We start from the raw sequence: 21,945 nt of genomic DNA, 5'->3' as shown, positions 1-21,945 counted from the left end.
CCCGCCCCCCCCCCGCCCCCCCCCCCCCCCCCCCCGGCCCCCCCCCCCCCGGGGGCCCCCCCCCCCCCCCCGCGACACGAACGGAATGGAGGTGGTGTCGATTTAACGCGTGGGACTCTAAAATCATCCCCATCGCTGCGCGACAGGGATGATCGTACGACCCTAGAATTTCTTCCCGGTAATCCGGCTGATTTCCTTCGCCACCATCGCCTCGACCATCGCGGGGAGATTGGCGTCGAGCCAGTCCTTGAGCATCGGGCGAAGCGCTTCCAGCACGACCTCTTCCATCGTGCGGCCCCCCGCGGGAGCGGATGCCGCGGGCGCGGCCGGCGAGACCGCCGCGTTCAGCGCTTCGAGCGACTGGCGCGCGGCGTGGGCGCTCGCCGCCGACACCAGTTCCTCTTCGGTGGGCTTTGCGGGGGTCGGGATCGCCGCCGCCGCCTCTTCGGCCTCGTCCGCCTCTTCGTCGTGAAGGTCGAGGACGTCTTCGCCGCCGCGCTGGATGCGCGCGCCCGGTGCCTCGTCGCGGGCAATCACCCGCCGAATCGACGACAAGATATCTTCCATAGACGGCTCTCGCGACAGATCGCCCATATTTGCCCCCTTACCCCACGAATCCGGGCCCCACGCCATCGTGGGTTGCCCTTCAAGGGCGGTTAACCATCATCCTACCGGCGGGAAACGGCTTTTGCCAAGCTTATTGTGCCGAAATCTATTGGGGGAGCGCTGTGTCGATCGCCGGTGGAACGGTCGCGTCGGCGGCGGGAACGGCCTTGGTGTCGGTCGCGACCTGCTGCGGCTTCGGATCGTCGGCCCAGTCCCAGATCTGCCCCTTGACGCGGCGGTAATTCGCCTCCGGGTCATAGAGCGCGCCGCCCTCGATCCCCAGATCGCGCGCTTCGGCCTTGCCCATTGCGGCGAGGACCGAGAAAGCGGCGACATAGGAATTGCGGCGCGCCGAGACGAGCTGGACCTCGGCGTTCAGATATTCCTGCTCGGCATTCAATATGTCGAGGATCGAGCGAGTGCCGACGCTGTTTTCGGCGCGCACGCCCTCCAGCGACAGGCCGTTGGCGCCGACCGCCTGCTCGGTCGCCGCGATGATCCGCTCGTTCGCCTGCCACGCGGCATAGGCGCCGCGCGTCTGGGCGATCACGTCGCGTTCGACCGCGACATAATTTTCGATCGCCTGGCTGCTGCGCGACTGCGCCTGGCGGACCTGCGCCGACCGGCGGCCGCCGGTGAAGATGGGCAGCGTGACCTGAACGCCCGCGGCGGCGCTCGACGTTTCCTGCAGGACGCTGACGCCTTCGACGCCGCTGTTCAGCGACCCGAGATAATTATTGTAGCCGCCGTTCAGGATCGCGGAAACCTTGGGCGCGCGCGTCGCCTTGGCGGTGCCGATATCGGCGTCGCTCGCCTTGAGCAGCTGGTTCGCCGAATCGATGTCGGGGTTGTTGTTCAGCGCGATCGCGACCGCGTCCTCCGCGCTCGCCGGCAGGTTGGGCAGCGCCGGCGGCGGCTGGAGGTCGACCGGCGCATCGCCGACGAGCTTGATATAGGTTTCGCGGCTGCGGATCAGGTTCGATTCGGCGGTGCGCAGATCGCCTTCGGCGAGCGCGAGCCGCGCCTGCGACTGGGCGACGTCGGTGCGCGTCAGATCGCCGATCTCGAAGCGGTCGCTGGTCGCCTGCAAATTGGTTTTGAGGACTGCGACGTTCTTTTGATTGAGCTGAACGATCGCGATGTCGCGGATGACGTCCATATAGGCGCCGACGACCTGCGAGAAGATGCTCGCCTCGGTCGCGCGGAGGTCGGCCTGCCCCGCTTCGACGCGATATTTGGCGGCCTTCACCGCGTTGCGGACGGCGCCGCCCTGATACAGCGGCACCGTCAACTGCCCGCCGGCCGTCAGCGAGCGCCCGGGGGCGTTGAAACTGTTGCCCGGCACGATGACATTTTCGTCATAGCTCGCCTGCACCCCGACGTCGGGGAGCCCGTAGCTTTTCTGGATCGGCACATTCTCGTCGTTCGCGCGCTGGCCCGCGCGCGCGCCGGTCAGCGTCGGGTTGTTCTCATAAGCCTTGGCGAGCGCTCCCTGCAGCGTTTCGGCGTGCGCCGGCGCGGCCAGCGCCAGCGCCCCCAGCGCCAGTCCGGCAAGCCAGCGGGCGCGGCGGCCTGTCTCGATATCTGTCTTGTCGTGCATTGGGATGTTCAGCCTGAAACGGGGAGGAAGAAGAGCCGACAGAATCGAAAGCCCCTCAGAATCGGAAACTGTTCGGCGCCGCAAAGCCGGGAAGCGGCGCCACGTCCATGTCGGCGAACGAGCGGAGCGCCACCGCGCCGCCCGTCTTCACGCCCTGGACGAGGCGCGTCACGCTGCCGTCGCGCTGCGCGGCGACGATTCGTCCGCCCTCGGCGAGCTGCGCGGCGAGCGCGTCGGGCAAGACCTCGATCGCGCCGTCGATGACGATGCGGTCGAAGGGCGCGGCCTTCGGCGCGCCGGCGGCGAGCGGGCCTTCGGTCCAGTGGATGGCCGCGCCCGGCGTAGCGGCGCGCGCAGCGGCGAGCAGGCCGGCCGCTTCCTCGACCGCATGGACTTCGGCGCCGAGCCGCGCGAGCAGCGCGGCGGTATAGCCGGTGGCGCCGCCGATCAGCAGCACGCGCTGGCCGGCCCGGATATCGGCGGCGACGAGTAACCGGCCGGTGACGAGCGGCGGGTTGAGCGCGCGGCCGCCGCCGAGGTCGATCGCGCGGTCCATATAGGCGACGCCGGCGAGCGCCGCGGGCACATGCGCCTCGCGCGCCACCGCGCCCATCGCGCCGACCACCGCGGGGTCGATGACGTCGTTCGTCCTAAGCTGGCTGTCGATCATCGCGGCGCGCATGTCGGCCGCCCCCATCTCGCTCAATTTCGTCGCCATCATCCGATTTCCGATTCTCTGGACCCAAAGCGTTGCGCGCAGCCCTAGCCCATGCCATGCTGTATTGCAATAGTAATACAGCGCTGCCGTCAACTTGCGCCGCGCAATAGCTGGCAACGGGGGAACCGCCAAGCCCGCATTGCTGCGGATCGATGCCAATCGCCGGCGATCGCCCAATAATCGCATTGCCAGTGCGAAGCGAAATCGCTAGGGGCGCTCTCTCCACGCAAATCTGCGCCTGAGGCCCGATGGCGGAGTGGTGACGCAGCGGACTGCAAATCCGTATACGCCGGTTCGATTCCGGCTCGGGCCTCCAACCATATTCATCGAACCCAGAACTATACGGTTTTGACCGCCGGGCGGCGCAATTTCGCGCCTCTCCCACCCGGTTCGAGTCTCTGCAAAGCACTTGGCTCGGAAAGGAGCGCGATAAGGACCAGAGTCTCTGGGCGACATTTTGCAGCCACCGATGGGAAAATGGTTCGTAGTGGCAGTTAGGGGCCGCTGGCTTGCGCGTCGTTCGTGGCCGAGCAGCCGGCGCGGCGGGGCGGCCGCGTCGATCCGCCCTGGCCCCTTCCGTTGGATGACCGGCCCGCTGATTGCCGGATTCGTCGCAAACGTCCTGACGCGCGGCCATGACGGCCACAGCCGTTGCGCCTACATCGGCGGCCACTCTTCCACCTTGAGGACCGTCCCTTTCGAGGGGCGCCAGCCGGCAATCGAAAGATTGTCCCGATCCCCCATTGCCATCACGTGCCGATACCATCCGAACGCATGCGCCTTGTCGGTCGTCATCCAGCACGAACCGCGCTCGTGTTTCTCATCCTCGGCGAATTTCACGAACTGGCCGACGAAACTGTAGCCATAATAACCCGCGATGGGACGGACCTGGTCTATCTGCTTGACGGCATTCTTCTCCCAAGCCGCTGTCTTCTCTCTGGTATATTCGTTGTAACCGTCTTTCAACGCATCGTCTTCGAGCGTGAAAAGCTGCGTAATCGGGTATTTTCCCGTATTGCCGTCCTGATAGAAGCAAGCGGCATAGACCTCGGCCTGCGCGACGTGCGGACAAGCCGCCGCGAGTGCGAGCAGGGCAATATTTGCGAATGTCCTCATCATGTCCCCCTGAATCGATACTACCGGGCCGAAGTTTCTCACAATGGATTCAGATATCCACGAAAGCGATGGCTTCGCGTCATCCAAGCGAATGACAGACGGACGACAAGGCGCGCGCCGCGACGCTCAGTCCGAACATACGGTCGCGTTCGCCGGGGACGTCGAGCTGGTCGCGGTGCAGCGACAAGCCGAAGCTGTTGCGAATGTCGCCGCCGATGCGGTCGGTGCCGTTCAGGATCGCTCCCGTCAAATTGAGAAAGCTGTCGCCTGCGGTCGCGACCGAGGTTTCCTGCCAGTTGATGAGGAACACGCCCGTGGTCCCGTCCTTGTCGACGACAAGCCGCGTCACGCAGGGATCTTCCGCCCGGGCGGACAGCGTATGGCCCCCGACGAGCGAATTGCCGAAACTGGATACGAAAAGCTTCGCTGCGGATTGGGAAAACTCATCCTGAATCTGGAGCGCGCGTGCCGCTGGCTGCGCGAGAGCATAGCCGTCGCTCGCCGCAGCCCGAACCCATTTGGCGGCCGCGACAGGGTCGGTCCCGGGGATCGAACGGTCGAAGAGCAATGTCCCGTAGATCATCTTGCTCTCCTTTATTCCGCCTTCGGCTCCGATCTTCGCATATTGCTTTGCCACAGCCCAATTTCTCGGCGTAAGCTTGCCGACGAAATTTTCCGTTGCATATCCACTGGCGGCGAGGATCGACCCCGCATCGGCTGCCTGTCGCAAAAGCCCTAGATATCGCGCATGATCGACAGGGACGCCCGTGCCATATAAATAATCGAGGGCCAGCACATGAATCCCGTATGGTAGCCCGGTGGCCGCCGCACGCTGTGCCCAGCGAAGCGCTTCGGACGGGGTCTCGGGCACACCCGTGCCCGTCGCATAAGCGCTGGATATGAGCGCCATAGCATAGGGATCTCCTTGCTCGGCCGCTGCCAGTATCTGTGGTGCCGAGCCCGGCAGCCCGGCGCGCGCGCGCAGTTCGGGCGAGGAAAGCCGAAGCCACTGGTTGGCGGCGATGCCCAAGGCGTCACGGGGGGCCGATGCCGATTGCGCAATCGCAGGCTCTGCCATGGAGACGGCGGCGACTGCGCAAACGCCGGCCAACAACGCGCCCGCATAATGAAAAGCTGAATTCATGATCTTACCCCGCCCTCGTTGATCGGAAGCTTCCGCTGCGTTCGACCCGGTCGGTCAGCGCTCGATCGAGATACGCGCGGACGGCTGCACGTCGGTCGCGCCCTTGCCGCGGCACGCGAAGTCGGAAGGGAAGACATGTTCGCTGATCGCGTCCAAGGTGGCGCGCTCGCCAAGCGATGTGGTGATGCCGGCCGCGACGCCATCGCGACGGCAGAAATAAGTTTTGTCGCCCCCGGCACCGATCGAACAGGCCCGGACCTCGTCCCCGGTGTTCACGCATTTCCAGGCCACGCGTATCTCGTCGCGGTCCACGCGCACGGCATAATAGACTTGGACGCCATCGCTCTCTTTGTAGTAATACCAGTCCGAGAAGCCGCTCTGCGCCACGGCCGACCCGCCATTCACGGCCGCCATGGCGGCCATCAGCGTCACGATGCGTTTACCCATTTTCATCTTCGACCCCCTTCATCGGCGGACACCACCGTCCAGCCGGCTATCCGCCCCATTTTCGCCTTCTGCGCGCGGTCGCCCGCCGCCTCCCGATACGTATCAAAGGGGCCGAGGCAGTTGAGGATCCCGATGCCGGCGACGCCCCAGCGATCCAGGTCGCGCCGGAACGCATCGCGGGCCTCCCCGGCATCAGGCACCTCGTCGCGCGTCAGGCGCACGCGAAAGATGCGCGACTGCCGCACGATCATGGCGGGTCCGGACGGAAGCGCGTTGCACCAGTAGAATATTGCTGTCCCCTCGCCCGCATTCGCCGCGCCCTCATCGGCAGCGACTGCGCCCGTCAGCAAGGCAAGTGCGCCCGCACCTATCGTCCAGACCTTCGCCATTCCCCCTGCAAACCCTTAAATTTCGGCCTAAAATGATGACCTCCCGGCGCGCCGCATATCCCCATTTGTAGGGTAGTCGCCGGAAGGCTAACGCTAGGAGGATGACGCAGCGCGAATCGACAGACCAGGAGGGTGCGGCAGCGGCCGACTATGCCCTCGACTGGCTGAGCGATCCCGAACGCCTGCTGGCGAAGGCGCGAGCCGAGCCCGATGCCCTCGAAGCCTATTTCCATGCGCTCGATGCGTCGCACGACTTCCGCGCCACCTCGCTCTTCGACGGCGACGCGCTGACCCTGGCGATCGCCGACACCGGCTCGTGCAGACTGCTGGACCCTACGGGCGCCGAAGCGTCCGACGTCGCCTATGAGATCGACTGGGACGCGGTGCGAGCGGTCCAGCGGCAAGGCGGCGTGAAGCTCGTCGAAGGAGACGTCGACAGCGGCGATTCGTCCGTCATCGTCTATGTCGCGGCGTCTGAAGCGTCCTATTGGGATTTGCCCGAAGCGGTGGCCCGAACCCTGGACGAGAACCCCGCCGAGAAAGCTTTGGTCATCGCCGCGCCGGCCGTCCCCGAGCGGCCCTTGCGAAGGGCTTGCCTGGCCTTCGGGATGAGCGGTCTCGAGACGCGCATCATCGAGGCGACGTTGCGTGCGGGGACTATTCGCAGGGCCGCCGCGGCGATGGGAATCAGCTACACGACCGCGCGCGCGGGCATCTCGGCGGCGCTCGCAAAGAGCGGCGCGCGGCGAATCCCCGGATTGCTGTATCGATTGTCGCTCCTCGCCTTCGGCGTCTTCCCGGCGGGCGATGCGGCGCCGGCGATTCTTGTCGACCGTTGGGGCCTGAAACCCAGGCAGGCGCAAATCGCCATGCTGCTGGCACAAGGAATGACCCGGGCCGAGACGGCGCGGGCCATGAGTCTCTCCGAAGCCACGGTCAAGAAACAGACCGACATCGTCTTTCAGACCCTTGGCGTGTCGAGCGCGGCGGAAATGGCCCGCTCGATCAGCATCGCCACCGTGGCCCAGGCGCTCGTAAGCGCCAGCCATGGGCGCATGAGCTGGCTCGACAGCAGCGCGGAACCGCTTCGCGTCCTTCATTCCGACGATGGCCGGCGCATCGCCATCTCGGAATATGGTCATCCGAAAGGACGCCCGCTGGTGATCCTGCACAGCAGCATGACCACCCGCCACCCGCCGCGGCATCTGGTGGCGAAGCTCGTGGGCGAAGATTTCCGCGTTCTCGCGATCGACCGGCCGGGCTTCGGGTTGACCGATCCATCGCCCACCCCCGCGGACGGCGGCGATGCCGATCCCTTCGCGGCAGCGGCGCACGATATGGCGACGGTGTTCGACAGGTTGCGGATCGCGCGTGCGGATATCGTCGGCCGCGGCGGCGCGCAGGCGGCGGTCGCGTTCGCCGGCCTTTACCCCGAGCGCTGCGGCAAGGTCGTCCTCGTCAATCCCGATCCGATCTCTGCCCGCGACGAACGCCGCTGGGGGGTGCTCGGCTCGTTCAAGGAAGCCTATCGGCAGAGGCCCGGACTGATCCTTCCGGCGGCGCGTCTGTTGGCGCGCGCCATGACGCGCGATTATCTCGGCAAGGCGCTGCAAAAGGCGATGCGGGGGAGCCCGCCCGACGAGGCTTCGCTCGAAGACGAGCAGGTGATCGACGATTATTATCGCGCTGTCCGGATGCTCGCGACGGGCAGACTCGAAGGCTATGTGCGCGAGCAGATCTATTTCGCGCGCGGAAAAACCGTGGATTATCCGGTGAACGGCGCCGGCTGGTCGGTGCTGATCGGCGCTCATGACACCTTGTCCGACCCCGCTTCGGTCCGATCCTATTGGGAAGAGATTCTGCCGCAGGCCGAATTTGAAACCTTGCCGGAGCACGGTCGCCTTCTGGCCTATGCCGACCCGGAACTGATCGTCCGCCGATTGACGGCGTAGGGCTCGAGCGACGCGGCGTTCCGGTCGACGGCCGCGGACAGGACGGTTTTGGGGTCATTATTTCTGATGCGATTGCGGTGAGTTCGCTTGACACGCTTTTCGCGAGGCCTTCAGAGACAAGGGCAATCTGTCCGGCGAAAGGATTTTCATGCGACGCACCGCTCTCATTCCCCTGGCCGCGATGCTGCTCTTGCCCAAGGCGGCCGTGGCGGCGGACCCATCAAGGCCGGAAGCGGTCTTGAAGACGAAGGCCTATGAGGAGTCGGCCAAAATTCTGGACCGCGATCATGACCGCCTCGTGGCGGAGATCGTCAAACTCACCGAGATTCCCGCGCCGCCGTTCAAGGAAGCCGCGCGCGCCGCCGCCTATCGCGATATGCTGCTGGAGGCGGGGCTGAGCGATGTCGAAATCGATCCGGAAGGCAATGTCACGGGCATCTATCGCGGTACCGGACCCGCGGGCGGCCCGGTCGTGATGATCGCGGCGCATCTCGACACGGTTTTTCCCGAAGGCACACCGATAAAGGTTCGCCGCGAAGGCACGCAGCTTCACGCCCCGGGCATCGGCGACGATACCCGCAGCCTGGCGGTCCTGCTGGCCTATGCGCGGGCGATGAAGGAGAGCGGCGTCAAGGTGCGACGGGATATCGTCTTCGTCGGCAACGTCGGCGAGGAAGGCCCGGGCGACCTGCGCGGGGTCCGCTACATGATGGCCAAGGGCAAATATAAGGACCGCATCAAGACCTTCATCTCGATGGATGGCACCGATCCGGCGCGCATCGTCACCGGCGGCGTCGGGTCGCGGCGCTACCGCATCACCTACAAGGGACCGGGCGGGCACAGCTATGGCGCCTTCGGCCTCGTCAATCCGATGGTCGCGATGAGCCGGACAGTCGTCGATTTCTACAAGATCCCGGTGCCCGCGAAGCCCAAGACCACCTATTCCGCCAGCGTCACGGGTGGCGGCACTTCGGTCAATTCGATCCCGAACGAGGTCTTCATGGAATTCGACATGCGTTCGGAAAACCCGGCGGAACTCGCCAAGGTCGAGCAGGCCTTTCTCGCGATCGTCAGGAAGAGCGTCGAGGACGAGAATGCCGCGCGGTCGATCAAGGAGGGGCCGGTGACCGCCGACGTCAAACTGATCGGCGATCGCCCGGCGGGTCAGACGCCCGCGGCCGCCGAGGTCGTGCGCAGTGCCGAAGCGATCATCCGCGCCAAGGGGCTGACCCCCATCGCATCCTATTCCTCGACCGATTCCAATATCCCGATGAGCCTCGGCATCCCCGCGATCACGATCGGTTCGGGCGGACATGCCGAGCGCGCGCATTCGCTCGACGAATGGATCGACGTCGAAAAGACGAAAAGCGTGGATGGCGCCAGCGTCGGCCTCGGCATCCTGCTCGCAACCGCGGGCGTCCAATGACCCGATAAGGCTTCCGCTGTTCGAGAGGAGCAGCCATAGCTGGGCGGGGCTGCGCACCTTCACGCACGACCGCGTTCCGGTCGCCGGCTTCGCGCCCGATGCCGAAGGCTTCTTCTGGCTGGCGGGCCAGGGCGGTTATGGTCTGCAAACCGCCCCTGCCATGGCGGCCGCCACGGAGGCGCTGATCACCGGCGGCGACTGGCCCGCCGACCTGGCCGATTGGGGCGTCGATCAGGCCGGCCTTGCCGTGGAGCGCCTCCAACGGCGGCATCGAGACCATCCTCCGCCCGATCGACCGCCATCGCCGGTCCAATGAAAGCGCAATGGGCGGGCCGGGGACGGGTTTCCGGTCCGGGAGGGGCCGCTTTCGCGGCTTGTTTTCCAGCCGGGAATCGTGTGGACTGAAGGCGGGGCAAAGCGGGGCGCCGATCATCCGATGACCACTTCCTTGTGCGATGCAGCCGGCCGCGGCGATCACGCCTCGCGTGGCGATGTGGCCCGGATATTCGCGCTGTCCGATCGCCAGTCGGCGCTTCTGTGGCATCTGGTGGAAACCGGAGGCCTGCGCGAGGCGGCGCGGGTGATGGGGTGTTCCTATATATCGGCGCGCAACATGCTCGCGGAGATCAAGGCGAAGTGCGGGCTCGATACGATTCCCATGCTGGTGGGACAGACGCTCGCGATGAGCGACGACCGGGACGTCGGCGCCGCCTTTCACGACCTTTTCGGGTTGACCGACCGGCAGTTCGCGATCGCCCGCGCGATCGCCGTCCGCAAGAGCCGCGCGGAGATCGGCGAGGCCCTGGGGCTGTCGGACGCGGTCGTCGATGCCGAGATGAAGAATATCCACCTGATCCTCGGCGCGCGCAATGCGGCGGAAATCGTGCGTCTGGTTTCGGCCGCCCTGTCGCACGGACAGGTCGATGCCGAACCCGAAGTGTCGATCCTCGGCGGCCATGTTCTTCCCGGTGCGTCGATCCTGGTCGATGGCCGCACGGTCGCCTATTCGGATTATGGGCCCGCGGGCGGGCGGCCGGTCCTCATCCTCCACAGCACGATCACCGCCCGGGCGCCGCCGACCCGCCTCGTGCGCGCGCTGTGGCGGCGGGGGTTCCGCACGCTGGCGATCGACCGTCCCGGGTTCGGCGATAGCGACGCGGCGCGCGATCAGCCGCCGCCCTATCGCGCGGCGTCGGACGATGCCGCTGCGCTGTGCCGGACGCTCGGTATCGAACGGATCGATCTGATCGCGCGGGGCAGCGGGCAGGCGGCCGTGAGCCTGGCGCACCGCCACCCCGATCTCGTCGATCGTGCGATCCTCGTCAATCCGACGCCCGCCATCGCGCACACGCCGCACGATCGCGGCCCGCTCGGCATCGTCAAGCGGCGTTTCGCCGCGAATCCGGCCCTCATCGAACTGACGATCCGCACGCTCGCCCGTTTCGGGACCGCGACGCGGCTGCGCGACGGCATGATCCGCTCGTTCCGCGACAGCGCCCCCGACCTCGCGCTTGCCGAAAGCGATCCGCAGTTCATCGCCGATTATCTGCGCGCGACGCGCGATTTCGGGCGCGGGCGCATTCGCGGCTATGTCGAGGAGCAGCGCGCCTGGGCGACGGGTTTCGATGTCGCGCCGCTGCCCGGCAAGGATCGGTGGCGCATCGTGCAGGCGGCGGATTATGTGCTCCACGCGCCCGAAGCGGCGATCGGCTATTGGCGCGCCCGCTTGCCCGATACGCCGTTGCAGCGGGTCGAGGGCGCCGGTCAGATGCTGGCCTATTCCCATCCCGACCATGTCGCCGATGCGCTTGGTCCGGCATGATTTTTTGAAACCACCATACATTCCGGGATGGACGCTTTCGGGCCGCAGCCGATAGCATGAGGGCCTGTCACGGATCCGCCGGGGGGCGGATCGGATGGGGCAATGCCATTGCGACGCGCGCGGATTGACCACCCGCCGCAGTCGCGCGGACGGGGGTAGAAAAGCGGATGCGGCAGCGACATCCCTATGATTGGGACGATCTTTTTCTCGATGCGGCGCTCGATCCCGGCAAATGGCTCGGCGCGCTCGACACGATGGCGAGCCGCACGGGTTCCTCGCGCGGACAGCTGATCGGCGTCGGCGCGGGGCGGGATATCCCCTTCAACATGGTGACCAGCTTCACGCCCGCCATGATACAGAAGCCCGAAAGCCATGACTGGTACAGCGAAACGGCCAATTTCCGCGTCGCGGCCTCGAACCGCCAGGTCGCCCGCGGACATTATGATCCGATCCTGCACGAAGAGCATTATGACGAGGTGATCCCGAGCCTCGCGTCGCGCGATTATATCGAATGGTGCGAGGAAGTCGGGATTCCCTTCGGCTGCCAGACCAATTTGGTCATCGACGATTTCGGGATCGTCGGGCTGTCGACGCTACGCAGCCGGCGCGACGGGCGGACCACTCCGGTCCAGCGCAGGATCTTTGCGGAGGCGGCCGTCGCGGCGCGGCGCGCGGTGCGGCTGCAGGAGAAGCTCGAGGGGCATCAGGCGCACTTATTCGTGGGCGCCTTCGACGCGATCGCCATCAACGCCTTCATTCTCGACGCGCGCGGCCATATGCTCGCCCATACCGTCGGCGCGGAGGCTCTGTTGCAGTCCGGCGCGGTGCGGCGCGCGGGTTCGTCGATCGACGCCGACGGGGCGCCGCATACGCTGCGCGCCCTGATCCAGGGGCTTTTGGCGGATGGCGGCGCGCCGCATGTCCGCACGATGCTCGCGGCGACCGATGAATCGGAACCACTGATGATCGAGGGCTTTCGATTGCCCGAGCGCGAATGGTCGCTCGGCAAGCTCCCCCACGCCATCCTGGTCGTCAACGCCCCGAAGCGCGACCGCGCGGGGGTGACCGCCTATTTGTCGGCGATCTATCGGCTGAGCCTGGCGGAAGCCGATATCGCGCTGCGGCTGTTCGAGGGGAAGGCGCGGGCGCAAATCAGCGAGGAACGCGGCGTCACGGGCGAGACGCTGCGCGGCCAGATCAAGCAAATCTATCAGAAATGCGGCGTCAATGGGGAGGCGGCGCTGATGCGCCGGCTGGCACCATTTTTTGCGTGAGGACCCCCCCGCCGGGGGATGACGCCAAGACGGCGGATAAATTACGGCTGTTGTTAAGCGGTTAAGTAGGCCGTCGATCACGGGGGTCGTGACGAACATTGCAGACAAGGGGAGGCCGGAGCGCGGTGCGCTTGCGGAGACCCTTTCGCTCGGACTTTCAGAACCAGGGGGAAACTACGTCATGTCGAATATTTCAAAATCGCGCCTGCTCGCAACGAGCGCGATCGCCGGGCTCTCGATCCTGCAGCTTACGCCCGCTGCGCAGGCGCAGGACAGTTTTGGCATCCACAACGACCAACCCGACCCGCTGGAAATCTCGGTCGGCGAGGGTGAAGAGGTCGTGGGCGGGGAAATCGGCATTTATGCCGACAATGGTCCGGTGATCGTCGACAATCAGGGCTCCATCCGCGGTAACGGGGCTTTCTCCGGCGCGATCGACAGCCGGCCCGGCGGCGGGATCGTCATCGCCCAGCCGGGATCGTCGATCACCAACGGCGGCACCATTTCCGGCGCGGCTCACGGCATCGTGAATACCCTTTTCTTCAGCGAGGATGAGGCGGGTGAGGAACTGCCGCCGCAACCGCTGGCCGCCGACACCAGCGTCATCAACAGCGGAACGATCCTCGGCGAAGGCGGCTCCGGCGTTGGGTTGATCGGTGGCGGCAGCGTCACCAACAGCGGCCTTATTCAGGGCTTTAACAACGTCAATGGCGGCACATACGGAAGTGGCATCGGCGTTTCCATCATCGAGTTCGCCGATGCGATCGCCCCCGATGCGACCGGCATCGGGTCGATCGTGAACGATGAGGACGGCACGATCGAGGGCCAGACCTTCGGCATTCTGCTGCAGGGCGGCGGGACGATCGAGAATGACGGCCTGGTCCGCAGCACCGGCGGCTTCAATCCCGCCGCTGGGACGACTCCGATCGGCATCGTCATGGGGGCAAGCGAGGCACAGGAAGGGCGGAGCGCGACCCTCGACAATAATGGCGTTGTCCTCGGCCTGCTCGGCGTCGTCGCGGGCGGTTCGCTCGATACGGCGACGATCAACAATGGCGGGATCATCAATGGACAGGCGCTCGGCATCGTCGGCCAGTCGACGGGCGATCTTGTCATCAACAATGCCGAGGATGCCGAAATCGCCTCGGGCGGCGTCGCCATCACAGCCAACACCAGCCGGCTCGTCGTCGAAAACGACGGCATGATCCGCGGCGACGCACAGACCGGGATCAACATCCTCACCGCCGACGCGGTGATCACCAACCGCGGCACGATCCAGGGTGGCCAGTTCGGCATCACCACCGGCGTCTTCCAGGTCGGCCCCGGGGTCTTCGAGGGCCGGGCGACGGGCACCAGCGTCGTCAACGAGGGCACGATCATCGGGGAGAGCGATGACGGCGTCCGCCTGATCGGCGGGGGCAGCGTGACCAACAGCGGCACGATCTATGGCCAGATCGCAGACTATGCCGACGGCATTTCGATGTTCGCTCAGACCGACCAGGCGAACGAAGATTACAGCGCCCTCGTCACCAACGAAGAAGGCGGTGATATCGCGGCGCACCGCTTTGGCGTCATCCTTTCGGGCGGCGGCGAGGTCGTCAACGCCGGGTCGATCCGGGGCGGCAGCGGGGGCGTCTATATCCAGGGCACGGCGCTCAACTCCGACCCGAACGAGGATCGCAGCGGCCTGACCGCGCGCGTCGTCAATTCGGGGACGATCCGCGGCGACGGCGACCTCGGCGGCAGCGGCGGTGACGGCTATGGCGTCGGCTTCGGCAGCGACATGTCGACCGCCACGCTGGAGAACAGCGGCACGATCATCAGCGATTTCGGCGCCGCGGTATCGCAGGGTTCGCGCGCCGATCTGACGGTCACCAACGCGGAGGGCGGGACGATCACCGGCGCGACGTCGGGCATCTATTCCTTCGCGACCGGCACGCTCGCGGTAACCAATGCGGGCATCATTCGCGGCGAGGGCAGCTACGACGGTTTCGACGCGGCGCCCGACGCGGGCATCACGATCACCACCGCCGCGTCGAGCGTGACCAACAGCGGCACCATCTCGGGCGCCGGGGCGGGGATCACCACCGCTTATCAGTTCGACGAGGACGTCAACGGACTGGTCGGCCTCGCCATCGGCACCCAGGTTGAAAATAGCGGGACGATCGCGGGCGAATCGAACGACGGCGTCCGCCTGATCGGCGGCGGCAGCGTTGCCAACAGCGGCACGATCACCGGCACTGGCAGCACGCTGGCCGATGGCGTCTCGATGTATGCTTATAACGATCAGGCGAACGAGGATTATGGCGCACTCGTCACCAACGAAGAAGGCGGCTCGATCGCCGGTCAGCGTTTCGGCATCATCCTGTCGGGCGGCGGTGCCGTCGACAATGCGGGCGAGATCATGGGCGTTGCCGGCGGCGTCTTCATCCAGGGAACGGCGCTCAACTCCGACCCGAACGAGGATCGCAGCGGACTGACCGCCAGCGTCGTCAACTCGGGCACGATCCACGGCACTGGCGACCTCGGCGGCAGCGGCGGCGACGGCTATGGCGTCGGCTTCGGCAGCGACATGTCGACCGCCACGCTGGAGAACAGCGGCACGATCGTCAGCGATTTCGGCGCCGCGGTGTCGCAGGGTTCGCGCGCCGATGTGACGGTCACCAATGCCGAGGGCGCGACGATCACCGGCGCGACGTCGGGCATTTATTCCTTCGCGACCGGCACGCTCGCCGTGAACAATGCGGGCACGGTCCGCGGCGAAGGCACCTACGACGGTTTCGACGCGGCGCCCGATGCGGGCATCACGATCACCACCGCCGCGTCGAGCGTGACCAACAGCGGCGCCATCTCGGGCGCCGGTGCGGGGATCACCACCGCCTATCAGTTCGACGAGGACGTCAACGGACTGGTCGGCCTCGCTATCGGCACCCAGGTTGAAAATAGCGGGACGATCGCGGGCGAATCGAACGACGGCGTCCGCCTGATCGGCGGCGGCAGCGTTGCCAACAGCGGCGCGATCACCGGCACCGGCAGCGCGCTGGCCGATGGCGTCTCGATGTTCGCCTATGACGGACAGGATGCTGCGGACTTTACGGCGAGCGTCGTCAACAGCGACGGCGGCGCGATCGGCGGCGACCGCTTCGGCGTGATCCTGTCGGGCGGCGGTTCGGTCGAGAATGCGGGCACAATCGACGGCACTGTCGGCGGCGTGCTGATCCAGAGCGGCCTCGCCGACCCCGACGGGCTGACCGGCATCTTCACCAACAGCGGCACGATTTCGAGCGCCGAGGGCGCCGCGATTACCGCCCATGTCCAGGCGGCCGTCACCAATTCGGGGACGCTCACCGGCGGGGGCGGGGTTGCGGTTCAGCTCGATGCCTTCGATGACACTGTGACCCTGCGCACCGGCAGCGCCATCGACGGCCTCGTCGATGCGGGCGAAGGCACCGACCGGCTGACCCTCGACGGCGACATATTGGAGCTCACCGAGGCGCAGCAACTCACTGCGGCGGCCGGGTTCGAGGAATTGCAGGTCGCGGCGGGCTATTGGTCGACGGCGGGCGTGGTCGGCGAGTTCGGCCAGGTCGCGATCGACGAAGGCGCGGCGCTTCAGGTCAATGAGGTGACGGTCGGCGGTGAAGCCGATTCGCCGATCCTGACCGCGTCGGTCGTCACCAACGGCCTCCTCGTGTTGAACTTCGGCGACGACGAGACCGTGTCCAACCTCGACGAGCTGACGATCAGCGGCAGCGGCAAGCTGCAACTGATCGGCGACGCGGTGTTCACCGTCGATACCGATACGGTGGGCCACACCGGCGGCACCATCGTCTCGAACGGCGGCCTGGTCCTGACCGGCCTGCTCCAGGGCGACGTCGTCACCGAAGGCGACGGTTCTTTCGAGCTCGGCGCCGGCGGCACCGAGGGCAGCTTCGAGGGCAATATCGTCAACGACGGCCGCTTCGTCTTCAATCGGTCGGACGATTACGACTTCCTCGGCGCCTTCTCGGGTAGCGGCACACTCGACAAGCGCGGCGCCGGCACGCTGACCTTCATAGGCGACTATGCCTTCCAGGGCGTCACCAACATCTTCGGCGGCGCGGTTCGCATCGGCGGCATCATCGACCCCGAAACCGAGTTCAACCTCGGCGAAGGCGGTTCGCTCGACATCACCGGCACCGACCAGACGATCGGCGGCCTGGCGGGCGAAGGCGACGCCCAGGTCGTCCTCGGCGATAGCCAGCTTACTGTCGATCAGGCCGATAACAGCGAGTTCGCCGGCGCGATCTCGGGCAGCGGCGGCTTCGTCAAGACGGGCGACGGCACGCTGAACCTGTCGGGCGACAGCGATTACACCGGCCCGACCACGGTTGACGGCGGCAAGCTCGCGGTCAACGGCTCGATCGTCTCCGACGTCACGGTGAACGCGGGCGGCGCGCTCGGCGGCAACGGCAGCGTCGGGACGACGACGATCAACGGCGACGGCAAGCTGACCCCGGGCAACTCGATCGGCCGCCTGACCGTCGCGGGCGACCTGACCTTCGCCGCGGGCTCGATCTATGAAGTCGAGGTCAATGCCGCGGGCCAGGGCGACCGGGTCGATGCGACCGGCACCGTCACGATCGACAGCGGCGCGAGCGTCGCGGTGCTCGCCGAAGACGGCGACTACAACGGCCGCACCGATTATGTGATCGTCACCGGCGCAGGCGGCATCGACGGCACCTTCGGTTCGGTGACGAGCGATCTCGCCTTCCTCGATCCGCTGCTGCGCTACAGCACCACGGCGGTGACGCTGTCGCTCTATCGCAACGACGTCGATTTCGCCGATGTCGCGATCGGCTTCAACCAGGCGGGCGCCGCCGCCGCGGTGCAGGCGCGCGGTATCGACGATCCGCTGTTCGAGGCGGTGGTGAACCAGAATGCGGCGGGCGCGCAGACGGCGTTCGGCGATCTGTCGGGCGAAATTCTCGCGAGCACGATCAGCGGCCTCACCGACGACAGCCGTCACCTGCGCAATGCGCTCTACGGGCTGACGGGGCCGGAGGAGGCGAGCCTGTTCGTCTGGGGTTCGGCCTTCGGCGGCTGGGGCGATTTCGACGCCAAGGCGGGCCGCTTCGCGATGGACAGCGACCACAAGGGCTTTGTGACCGGCATCGGCTATGGCGGCAAGGGCTTCGCCGCGGCGCTGTCGGCGGGGATCGGCAATTCCGACTTCCGCTTCGGCGGCCGCAGCGACCGGGCAAAGGCCGACAGCAAATATCTGGCCGCGCATCTGACCTACGGCACCGGCGCGGGCTTCCGCGGCGCGGCCGGGCTCGCCTATGGCTGGCACGATGTCGACACGGTGCGCACGATCGGCTTCACGCCGCTTGCGCAGACGCTCGAATCGAACCGCGATGCGAACACGCTGCAACTGTTCGCCGAGGCCGGATATGATGTGAAGACGGGCAGCCTCGCGCTCACCCCCTTCGCCCGGATCGCGCATGTCCGCACCAAGAGCGACGCCTTCGCCGAGACGGGCGGCAATGCCGCGCTCGCGCTCGCCCAGGCCGAGCAGGAAACGACCTTCCTCAGCCTCGGCGCCCGGGCGCGCCTCAACGCCGATCAGCCGGGCTTCCAGCCCTATCTGTCGGCGGCGTGGAACCGCGCGTCGGGCGATCGCGGGGCGGCGGCGCTGGCCGGCTTCGCGACCGGCGGCGGCAGCTTCGCGCTGCTCGGCACGCTGATCCCGAAGAGCTCGGCCGAGGTCGAGGCGGGCTTCGACTACAGCGCGGGCAATCTGCGGATCGGCGCCGCCTACAGCGGCACGCTCGCGTCGGATCGCAGCACGCACGGTGTGCGGATAACCGCGCGGATCGCCTTCTGACCACACTACCCCGGTTGGATGGAGGACACGCGGTTCGGGGCCGGAGCATGGTCAATCGCTCCGGCCCCATCCGATACAGACGATATCCTGATGCTCGCTGCGACCCTGAGCGGAAGGATGGGCTTCCGGCACGTCATGTGCCGGAGGCCTGAAAGGGCCCGCCTGCTGGCGGGCCCTTTCCATATGGGGCCAAGAGGTGATCGGCCGATTGCGCATTGCATTCGTAATCGCAACCGCCTCACGGTTGCCGCTCCGCGCGACGGGGGATTGCGGGCGCGCCGTCGGCGCAATCTTGTAAAATCATTTATATTCAATATTTTCTTGATCGATTTCCGGGTGGGTCGATGCGCCTTCTCCCCCTTATGAAACGATCGATCCCTCCCGGCGTTTCCTCCATGGAGAGCCCGTCGACGCATTGACAAAGGGAACGTTATCATTTAGGTGAACGTTCACATGAAAACGCCGTCATCAGAGCGGCTCAATCGGGAGGGTTCAGGATGCAGGCTTCGCACAGGCATTGGCTCGCCAGGCTTCTGGTCGGCACGTCGGCGCTGTCGCTGATAGGGGCGGCACAGACCGCGATGGCGCAGGAGGCGCCGGCGGACACTGGCGGCGGCGACGAGATCGTCGTGACCGGCATCCGCGCCAGCCTCGAATCGGCGACCGCGATCAAGCGCGACGCGCAAGGCGTCGTCGATGCGATCTCGTCCGAAGATATCGGCAAATTCCCCGACACCAACCTCGCCGAATCGCTTCAGCGCATCACCGGCGTGTCGATCGACCGCTCGAACGGCGAGGGCTCGACCGTCACCGTTCGCGGCTTCGGCCCCGAATTCAACCTGGTGACGCTGAACGGCCGCCAGATGCCGACCGCGATCATCGGCGACGGCGGCAGCGCGCCCTCGTCGCGTTCGTTCGACTTCGCCAACCTCGCGTCCGAAGGCATCGCCGCGGTCGAGGTCTACAAGAGCGGCCGCGCGACCGTCGAATCGGGCGGGATCGGCTCGACGATCAACATCCGCACCCCGCGCCCGCTCGACAAGCCGGGGATGCACGGCAGCCTTTCGGTCAAGGGCGTCTATGATTCGTCGCGCAACGAAGGCCATCCGATCACGCCCGAAATCTCGGGCATCTTCAGCACGACGTTCGCCGGCGACACGATCGGTATCCTGATCACCGGCTCCTATCAGAAGCGCAAGTCGAGCACGAACCAGGCCAATGTCGGCTGGCGCGACGGCTATCTCGGGTCCGATGAAAATATGTGGGGCGGGCTCGCCTTCCCCGGCGATCCGCGCTTCGACAACATCACCAACCGCCCGGGGCCGGACGACGTCTATCAGGTGCCGCAGAATGGCTCCTACGATCTCAACGACATCGACCGCGAACGGATCAACGGGCAGGCGGTGCTGCAATTCCGCCCCGTCGATGGGCTGACCGCGACGCTCGATTACACCTATTCGCGCAACACGGTGCAGACGCGGAACAGCAATGTCGGAATCTGGTTCAACCATGAGGATACGACGAGCGCGTGGACCGACGGTCCGGTCGCGGGGCCGATTTTCTATTCCGAACATTTTGCGGCGCCCGCCGCGCCGCCGAGCGAGACGACGCTCAACAGCGGCAAGGATCTGTCCTACAGCGGCGCGCTCAGCGACAACCGCGCCGAAAACCGCTCGCTGGGTTTCAACCTGACCTGGCAGGGCGACGACGGCGTGACGATCGACTTCGACGCGCATCATTCGACGGCGACGGTGAAGCCGGTCAACCGCTTCGGGTCGAGCATGTCGGTCGGCAACGCGATCTTCGGCATCCAGAACCAGATGATCAATTTCGAGAACGACCTGCCGGTCCTGTCCTACGAAATGTATCCGGGGATCGATCCGCTGAACGCCGCGCTGATCCAGCCGACGGGCAATGCGTTCCGCGCCGCCTATTTCCGCGACGAGATCAACCAGGTGCAATTGCACGGCCGCTATGACCATGAGGGCGGCTTCCTCGACAGTATCGATTTCGGCGTATCCTATGTCGAAAATAACGTGCGGTCCGCCTTCGGCACGATCCAGAACGACACCTGGGGCGGGGCGGGGCCCGCGTCGGACATTCCCGACGACATCTTCACGCTCCAGACGCTGCCCGACAAATTCCCCGGGCTCGCGCAGCCGGGGATGATCCAGAGCTTCTATTCGTTCGATTTCGAGCGGATGGCCGACCTGATCGAGAGCCTCTACGGCACGTGCAGCAACCCGCTGACCGGCGCGCAGGCGGTCCCCGGCACCTGCATTGCGGCCTACAACACCGACCGGCGCATCACCGAAAAGACGCTGGCGCCCTATGTGCAGGTCGCGACCAAATTCGATCTGTTCGACAATCCCGCGCATTTCGTCGCCGGACTGCGCTACGAAAGCACCGATATTTCGTCGGCGGCGCTGGTGCCGGTCCCCGTCGATACGCGCTGGGTGGGCGAGAATGAATTCAACATCGTCCTGTCGGGCGATAGCGACTTCACGCGCTTCAAGGGCTCGTATGAAAACTGGCTGCCGGCATTCGACCTCGACGTCTCGCCGCTGCAGGACGTCAAGCTGCGCGCGTCGTACAGCCACACGATCACCCGCGCCGACTATGCCAATATGCAGGGCGGGCGCACGCTCGACACGCTGTTCCGCGTCGGCGGCGGCACCGGCGCACAGGGCAATCCGGGGCTCGTCCCCTATAAGTCGAAGAATATCGACCTGTCCGCCGAATGGTATTACGCGCCCGGCAGCTATGTGTCGGTCGGCTGGTTCCACAAGGATGTCAGCAATTTCATCTCGACCACCCGCGTCGATACATCGGCCTTCGGACTGACCACCCCGGTGAACGGGCCGCGCTGGAACGCCGCGGTTGCCGCGATCGGGCAGGGGGCGACGGTGTCGCAGATCCGCCAATATATCTTCGAACATTATCCCGACACGGTGACGATCACCGGTGGCGGGCCAGGCACCTATGTCGGCGTCATCAACAGCGCGCCCGGCGATCCGCTGCTCAATTTCCAGATCACGCAGCCGATCAATAGCGATCAGACCGCGTCGCTGAACGGCTGGGAGTTCGCGCTCCAGCACAGCTTCTGGGATACCGGCTTCGGCGTTCTGCTGAATTACACGATCGTCAACGGCGACGCGGTCTATGACAATACGCAGCCGGCGTCGGTGCCGCAGTTCGCGCTTACGGGGCTTTCCGACAGCGCCAACGCGGTCGCCTATTACGACAAGGGCGGGCTGCAGGCGCGCGTCGCGTGGAACTGGCGCGACAAGTTCCTGCAATCGACGGGGCCGAACCCGACCTATGTCGAGGCCTATTGGCAGATCGACGCCAGCGCGAGCTATGAATTCATCCCCGGCTTCACCGCCTTCGTCGAGGCGATCAACCTGACCGGGGAGGGGCGGCGCGCGCATATGCGAAGCAGCAATAATGTGACCTTCGTGTCGCCAGGGTTCGCCCGCTACGCGGCCGGTATCCGCTTCAACTTCTAGAGTCTGATGGCGTTACATTGACCCACTTCGTCATTGCGAGCGCAGCGAAGCAATCCAGAGCGGTTTACGCAAGCTC

Annotated in this window: 14 protein-coding genes and 1 tRNA gene; 8 read left to right on the top strand and 7 right to left on the bottom strand. The window is 66.0% G+C overall.

The genetic code is table 11. The features are described from left to right. Positions 1–162: 162 nt before the first annotated feature. The 3 genes from OJI97_RS08525 to OJI97_RS08515 all read right to left on the bottom strand — a co-directional run bounded on the left by OJI97_RS08525 (position 163) and on the right by OJI97_RS08515 (position 2,924). The gene (locus OJI97_RS08525; RefSeq protein WP_367184759.1) at positions 163–555 is read right to left on the bottom strand and encodes a DUF2497 domain-containing protein; all 393 of its coding nucleotides are present in this window, start codon (positions 553–555) and stop codon (positions 163–165) included. Positions 556–712: 157 nt separating this feature from the next. Further along, complete coding sequence (locus OJI97_RS08520; RefSeq protein WP_297662630.1) at positions 713–2,206, bottom strand: TolC family outer membrane protein; 1,494 nt, start codon at positions 2,204–2,206, stop codon at positions 713–715. A 55-nt stretch (positions 2,207–2,261) separates the two neighbouring features. Next, entirely contained in the window at positions 2,262–2,924 is a 663-nt protein-coding gene (locus OJI97_RS08515) for a protein-L-isoaspartate O-methyltransferase (protein WP_297662629.1), read from the bottom strand. A gap of 242 nt (positions 2,925–3,166) precedes the next feature. Between OJI97_RS08515 and OJI97_RS08510 the strand changes: the two genes are divergently transcribed. Then, positions 3,167–3,240 (top strand) — tRNA-Cys (locus OJI97_RS08510). A 341-nt stretch (positions 3,241–3,581) separates the two neighbouring features. On the opposite strand, the gene OJI97_RS08505 is transcribed toward OJI97_RS08510, so the two are convergent. From OJI97_RS08505 to OJI97_RS08490, 4 genes are all read right to left on the bottom strand, one after another. After that, positions 3,582–4,040 (bottom strand): hypothetical protein, encoded by a 459-nt coding sequence (locus OJI97_RS08505; RefSeq protein ID WP_297662628.1) that lies wholly within the window; start codon positions 4,038–4,040, stop codon positions 3,582–3,584. Between the two features lie 79 nt (positions 4,041–4,119). Further along, on the bottom strand, positions 4,120–5,184 hold the full coding sequence (locus OJI97_RS08500) for a tetratricopeptide repeat protein (RefSeq protein WP_297662627.1): 1,065 nt from the start codon (positions 5,182–5,184) through the stop codon (positions 4,120–4,122). A gap of 54 nt (positions 5,185–5,238) precedes the next feature. Then, the gene (locus tag OJI97_RS08495; protein ID WP_297662626.1) at positions 5,239–5,637 is read right to left on the bottom strand and encodes a hypothetical protein; all 399 of its coding nucleotides are present in this window, start codon (positions 5,635–5,637) and stop codon (positions 5,239–5,241) included. After that, positions 5,634–6,020: a hypothetical protein gene (locus tag OJI97_RS08490; RefSeq protein ID WP_297662625.1), complete on the bottom strand. Its 387-nt coding sequence runs from the start codon at positions 6,018–6,020 to the stop codon at positions 5,634–5,636. The genes OJI97_RS08495 and OJI97_RS08490 overlap by 4 nt, the downstream gene beginning before the upstream one ends. A 101-nt stretch (positions 6,021–6,121) precedes the next feature. On the opposite strand from OJI97_RS08490, the gene OJI97_RS08485 reads away from it, so the two are divergent. From OJI97_RS08485 to OJI97_RS08455, 7 genes are all read left to right on the top strand, one after another. After that, complete coding sequence (locus tag OJI97_RS08485) at positions 6,122–7,972, top strand: alpha/beta fold hydrolase (protein WP_297662624.1); 1,851 nt, start codon at positions 6,122–6,124, stop codon at positions 7,970–7,972. Between the two features lie 148 nt (positions 7,973–8,120). After that, positions 8,121–9,398 (top strand): M20/M25/M40 family metallo-hydrolase, encoded by a 1,278-nt coding sequence (locus tag OJI97_RS08480; RefSeq protein ID WP_297662623.1) that lies wholly within the window; start codon positions 8,121–8,123, stop codon positions 9,396–9,398. After that, entirely contained in the window at positions 9,286–9,714 is a 429-nt protein-coding gene (locus OJI97_RS08475) for an FAD-dependent oxidoreductase (RefSeq protein WP_367184758.1), read from the top strand. Before OJI97_RS08480 ends, OJI97_RS08475 begins: the two co-directional genes overlap by 113 nt. A gap of 177 nt (positions 9,715–9,891) precedes the next feature. Continuing rightward, entirely contained in the window at positions 9,892–11,220 is a 1,329-nt protein-coding gene (locus OJI97_RS08470; protein ID WP_297662621.1) for an alpha/beta hydrolase, read from the top strand. Between the two features lie 167 nt (positions 11,221–11,387). Beyond that, a complete protein-coding gene (locus OJI97_RS08465; RefSeq protein ID WP_297662620.1) occupies positions 11,388–12,494 on the top strand; it encodes a helix-turn-helix transcriptional regulator in 1,107 nt (368 codons plus the stop codon). Between the two features lie 181 nt (positions 12,495–12,675). Then, positions 12,676–18,360 carry an autotransporter domain-containing protein gene (locus OJI97_RS08460; RefSeq protein ID WP_297662619.1) on the top strand — a complete coding sequence of 1,895 codons (5,685 nt, stop codon included), beginning with the start codon at positions 12,676–12,678 and terminating at the stop codon, positions 18,358–18,360. A gap of 497 nt (positions 18,361–18,857) precedes the next feature. Then, positions 18,858–21,869, top strand: a complete 3,012-nt coding sequence (locus tag OJI97_RS08455; RefSeq protein ID WP_297662618.1) for a TonB-dependent receptor — start codon at positions 18,858–18,860, stop codon at positions 21,867–21,869. Positions 21,870–21,945 lie beyond the last annotated feature (76 nt).

This window comes from Sphingopyxis sp. (assembly GCF_025869345.1).
Lineage (GTDB): Bacteria > Pseudomonadota > Alphaproteobacteria > Sphingomonadales > Sphingomonadaceae > Sphingopyxis.
Note: the sequence above shows the minus strand (reverse complement) of the source record. Positions and strands in the feature narration are given on the sequence as shown.

Bases quoted from the DNA above. Each gene is read 5' to 3' on its own strand.
- OJI97_RS08495 (WP_297662626.1), bottom strand. From the start codon at position 5,637: ATGAAAATGGGTAAACGCATCGTGACGCTGATGGCCGCCATGGCGGCC.
- OJI97_RS08520 (WP_297662630.1), bottom strand. From the start codon at position 2,206: ATGCACGACAAGACAGATATCGAGACAGGCCGCCGCGCCCGCTGGCTT.
- OJI97_RS08505 (WP_297662628.1), bottom strand. From the start codon at position 4,040: ATGAGGACATTCGCAAATATTGCCCTGCTCGCACTCGCGGCGGCTTGT.
- OJI97_RS08480 (WP_297662623.1), top strand. From the start codon at position 8,121: ATGCGACGCACCGCTCTCATTCCCCTGGCCGCGATGCTGCTCTTGCCC.
- OJI97_RS08460 (WP_297662619.1), top strand. From the start codon at position 12,676: ATGTCGAATATTTCAAAATCGCGCCTGCTCGCAACGAGCGCGATCGCC.
- OJI97_RS08500 (WP_297662627.1), bottom strand. From the start codon at position 5,184: ATGAATTCAGCTTTTCATTATGCGGGCGCGTTGTTGGCCGGCGTTTGC.
- OJI97_RS08465 (WP_297662620.1), top strand. From the start codon at position 11,388: ATGCGGCAGCGACATCCCTATGATTGGGACGATCTTTTTCTCGATGCG.
- OJI97_RS08490 (WP_297662625.1), bottom strand. From the start codon at position 6,020: ATGGCGAAGGTCTGGACGATAGGTGCGGGCGCACTTGCCTTGCTGACG.
- OJI97_RS08475 (WP_367184758.1), top strand. From the start codon at position 9,286: ATGCCGAGCGCGCGCATTCGCTCGACGAATGGATCGACGTCGAAAAGA.
- OJI97_RS08455 (WP_297662618.1), top strand. From the start codon at position 18,858: ATGCAGGCTTCGCACAGGCATTGGCTCGCCAGGCTTCTGGTCGGCACG.
- OJI97_RS08485 (WP_297662624.1), top strand. From the start codon at position 6,122: ATGACGCAGCGCGAATCGACAGACCAGGAGGGTGCGGCAGCGGCCGAC.
- OJI97_RS08515 (WP_297662629.1), bottom strand. From the start codon at position 2,924: ATGGCGACGAAATTGAGCGAGATGGGGGCGGCCGACATGCGCGCCGCG.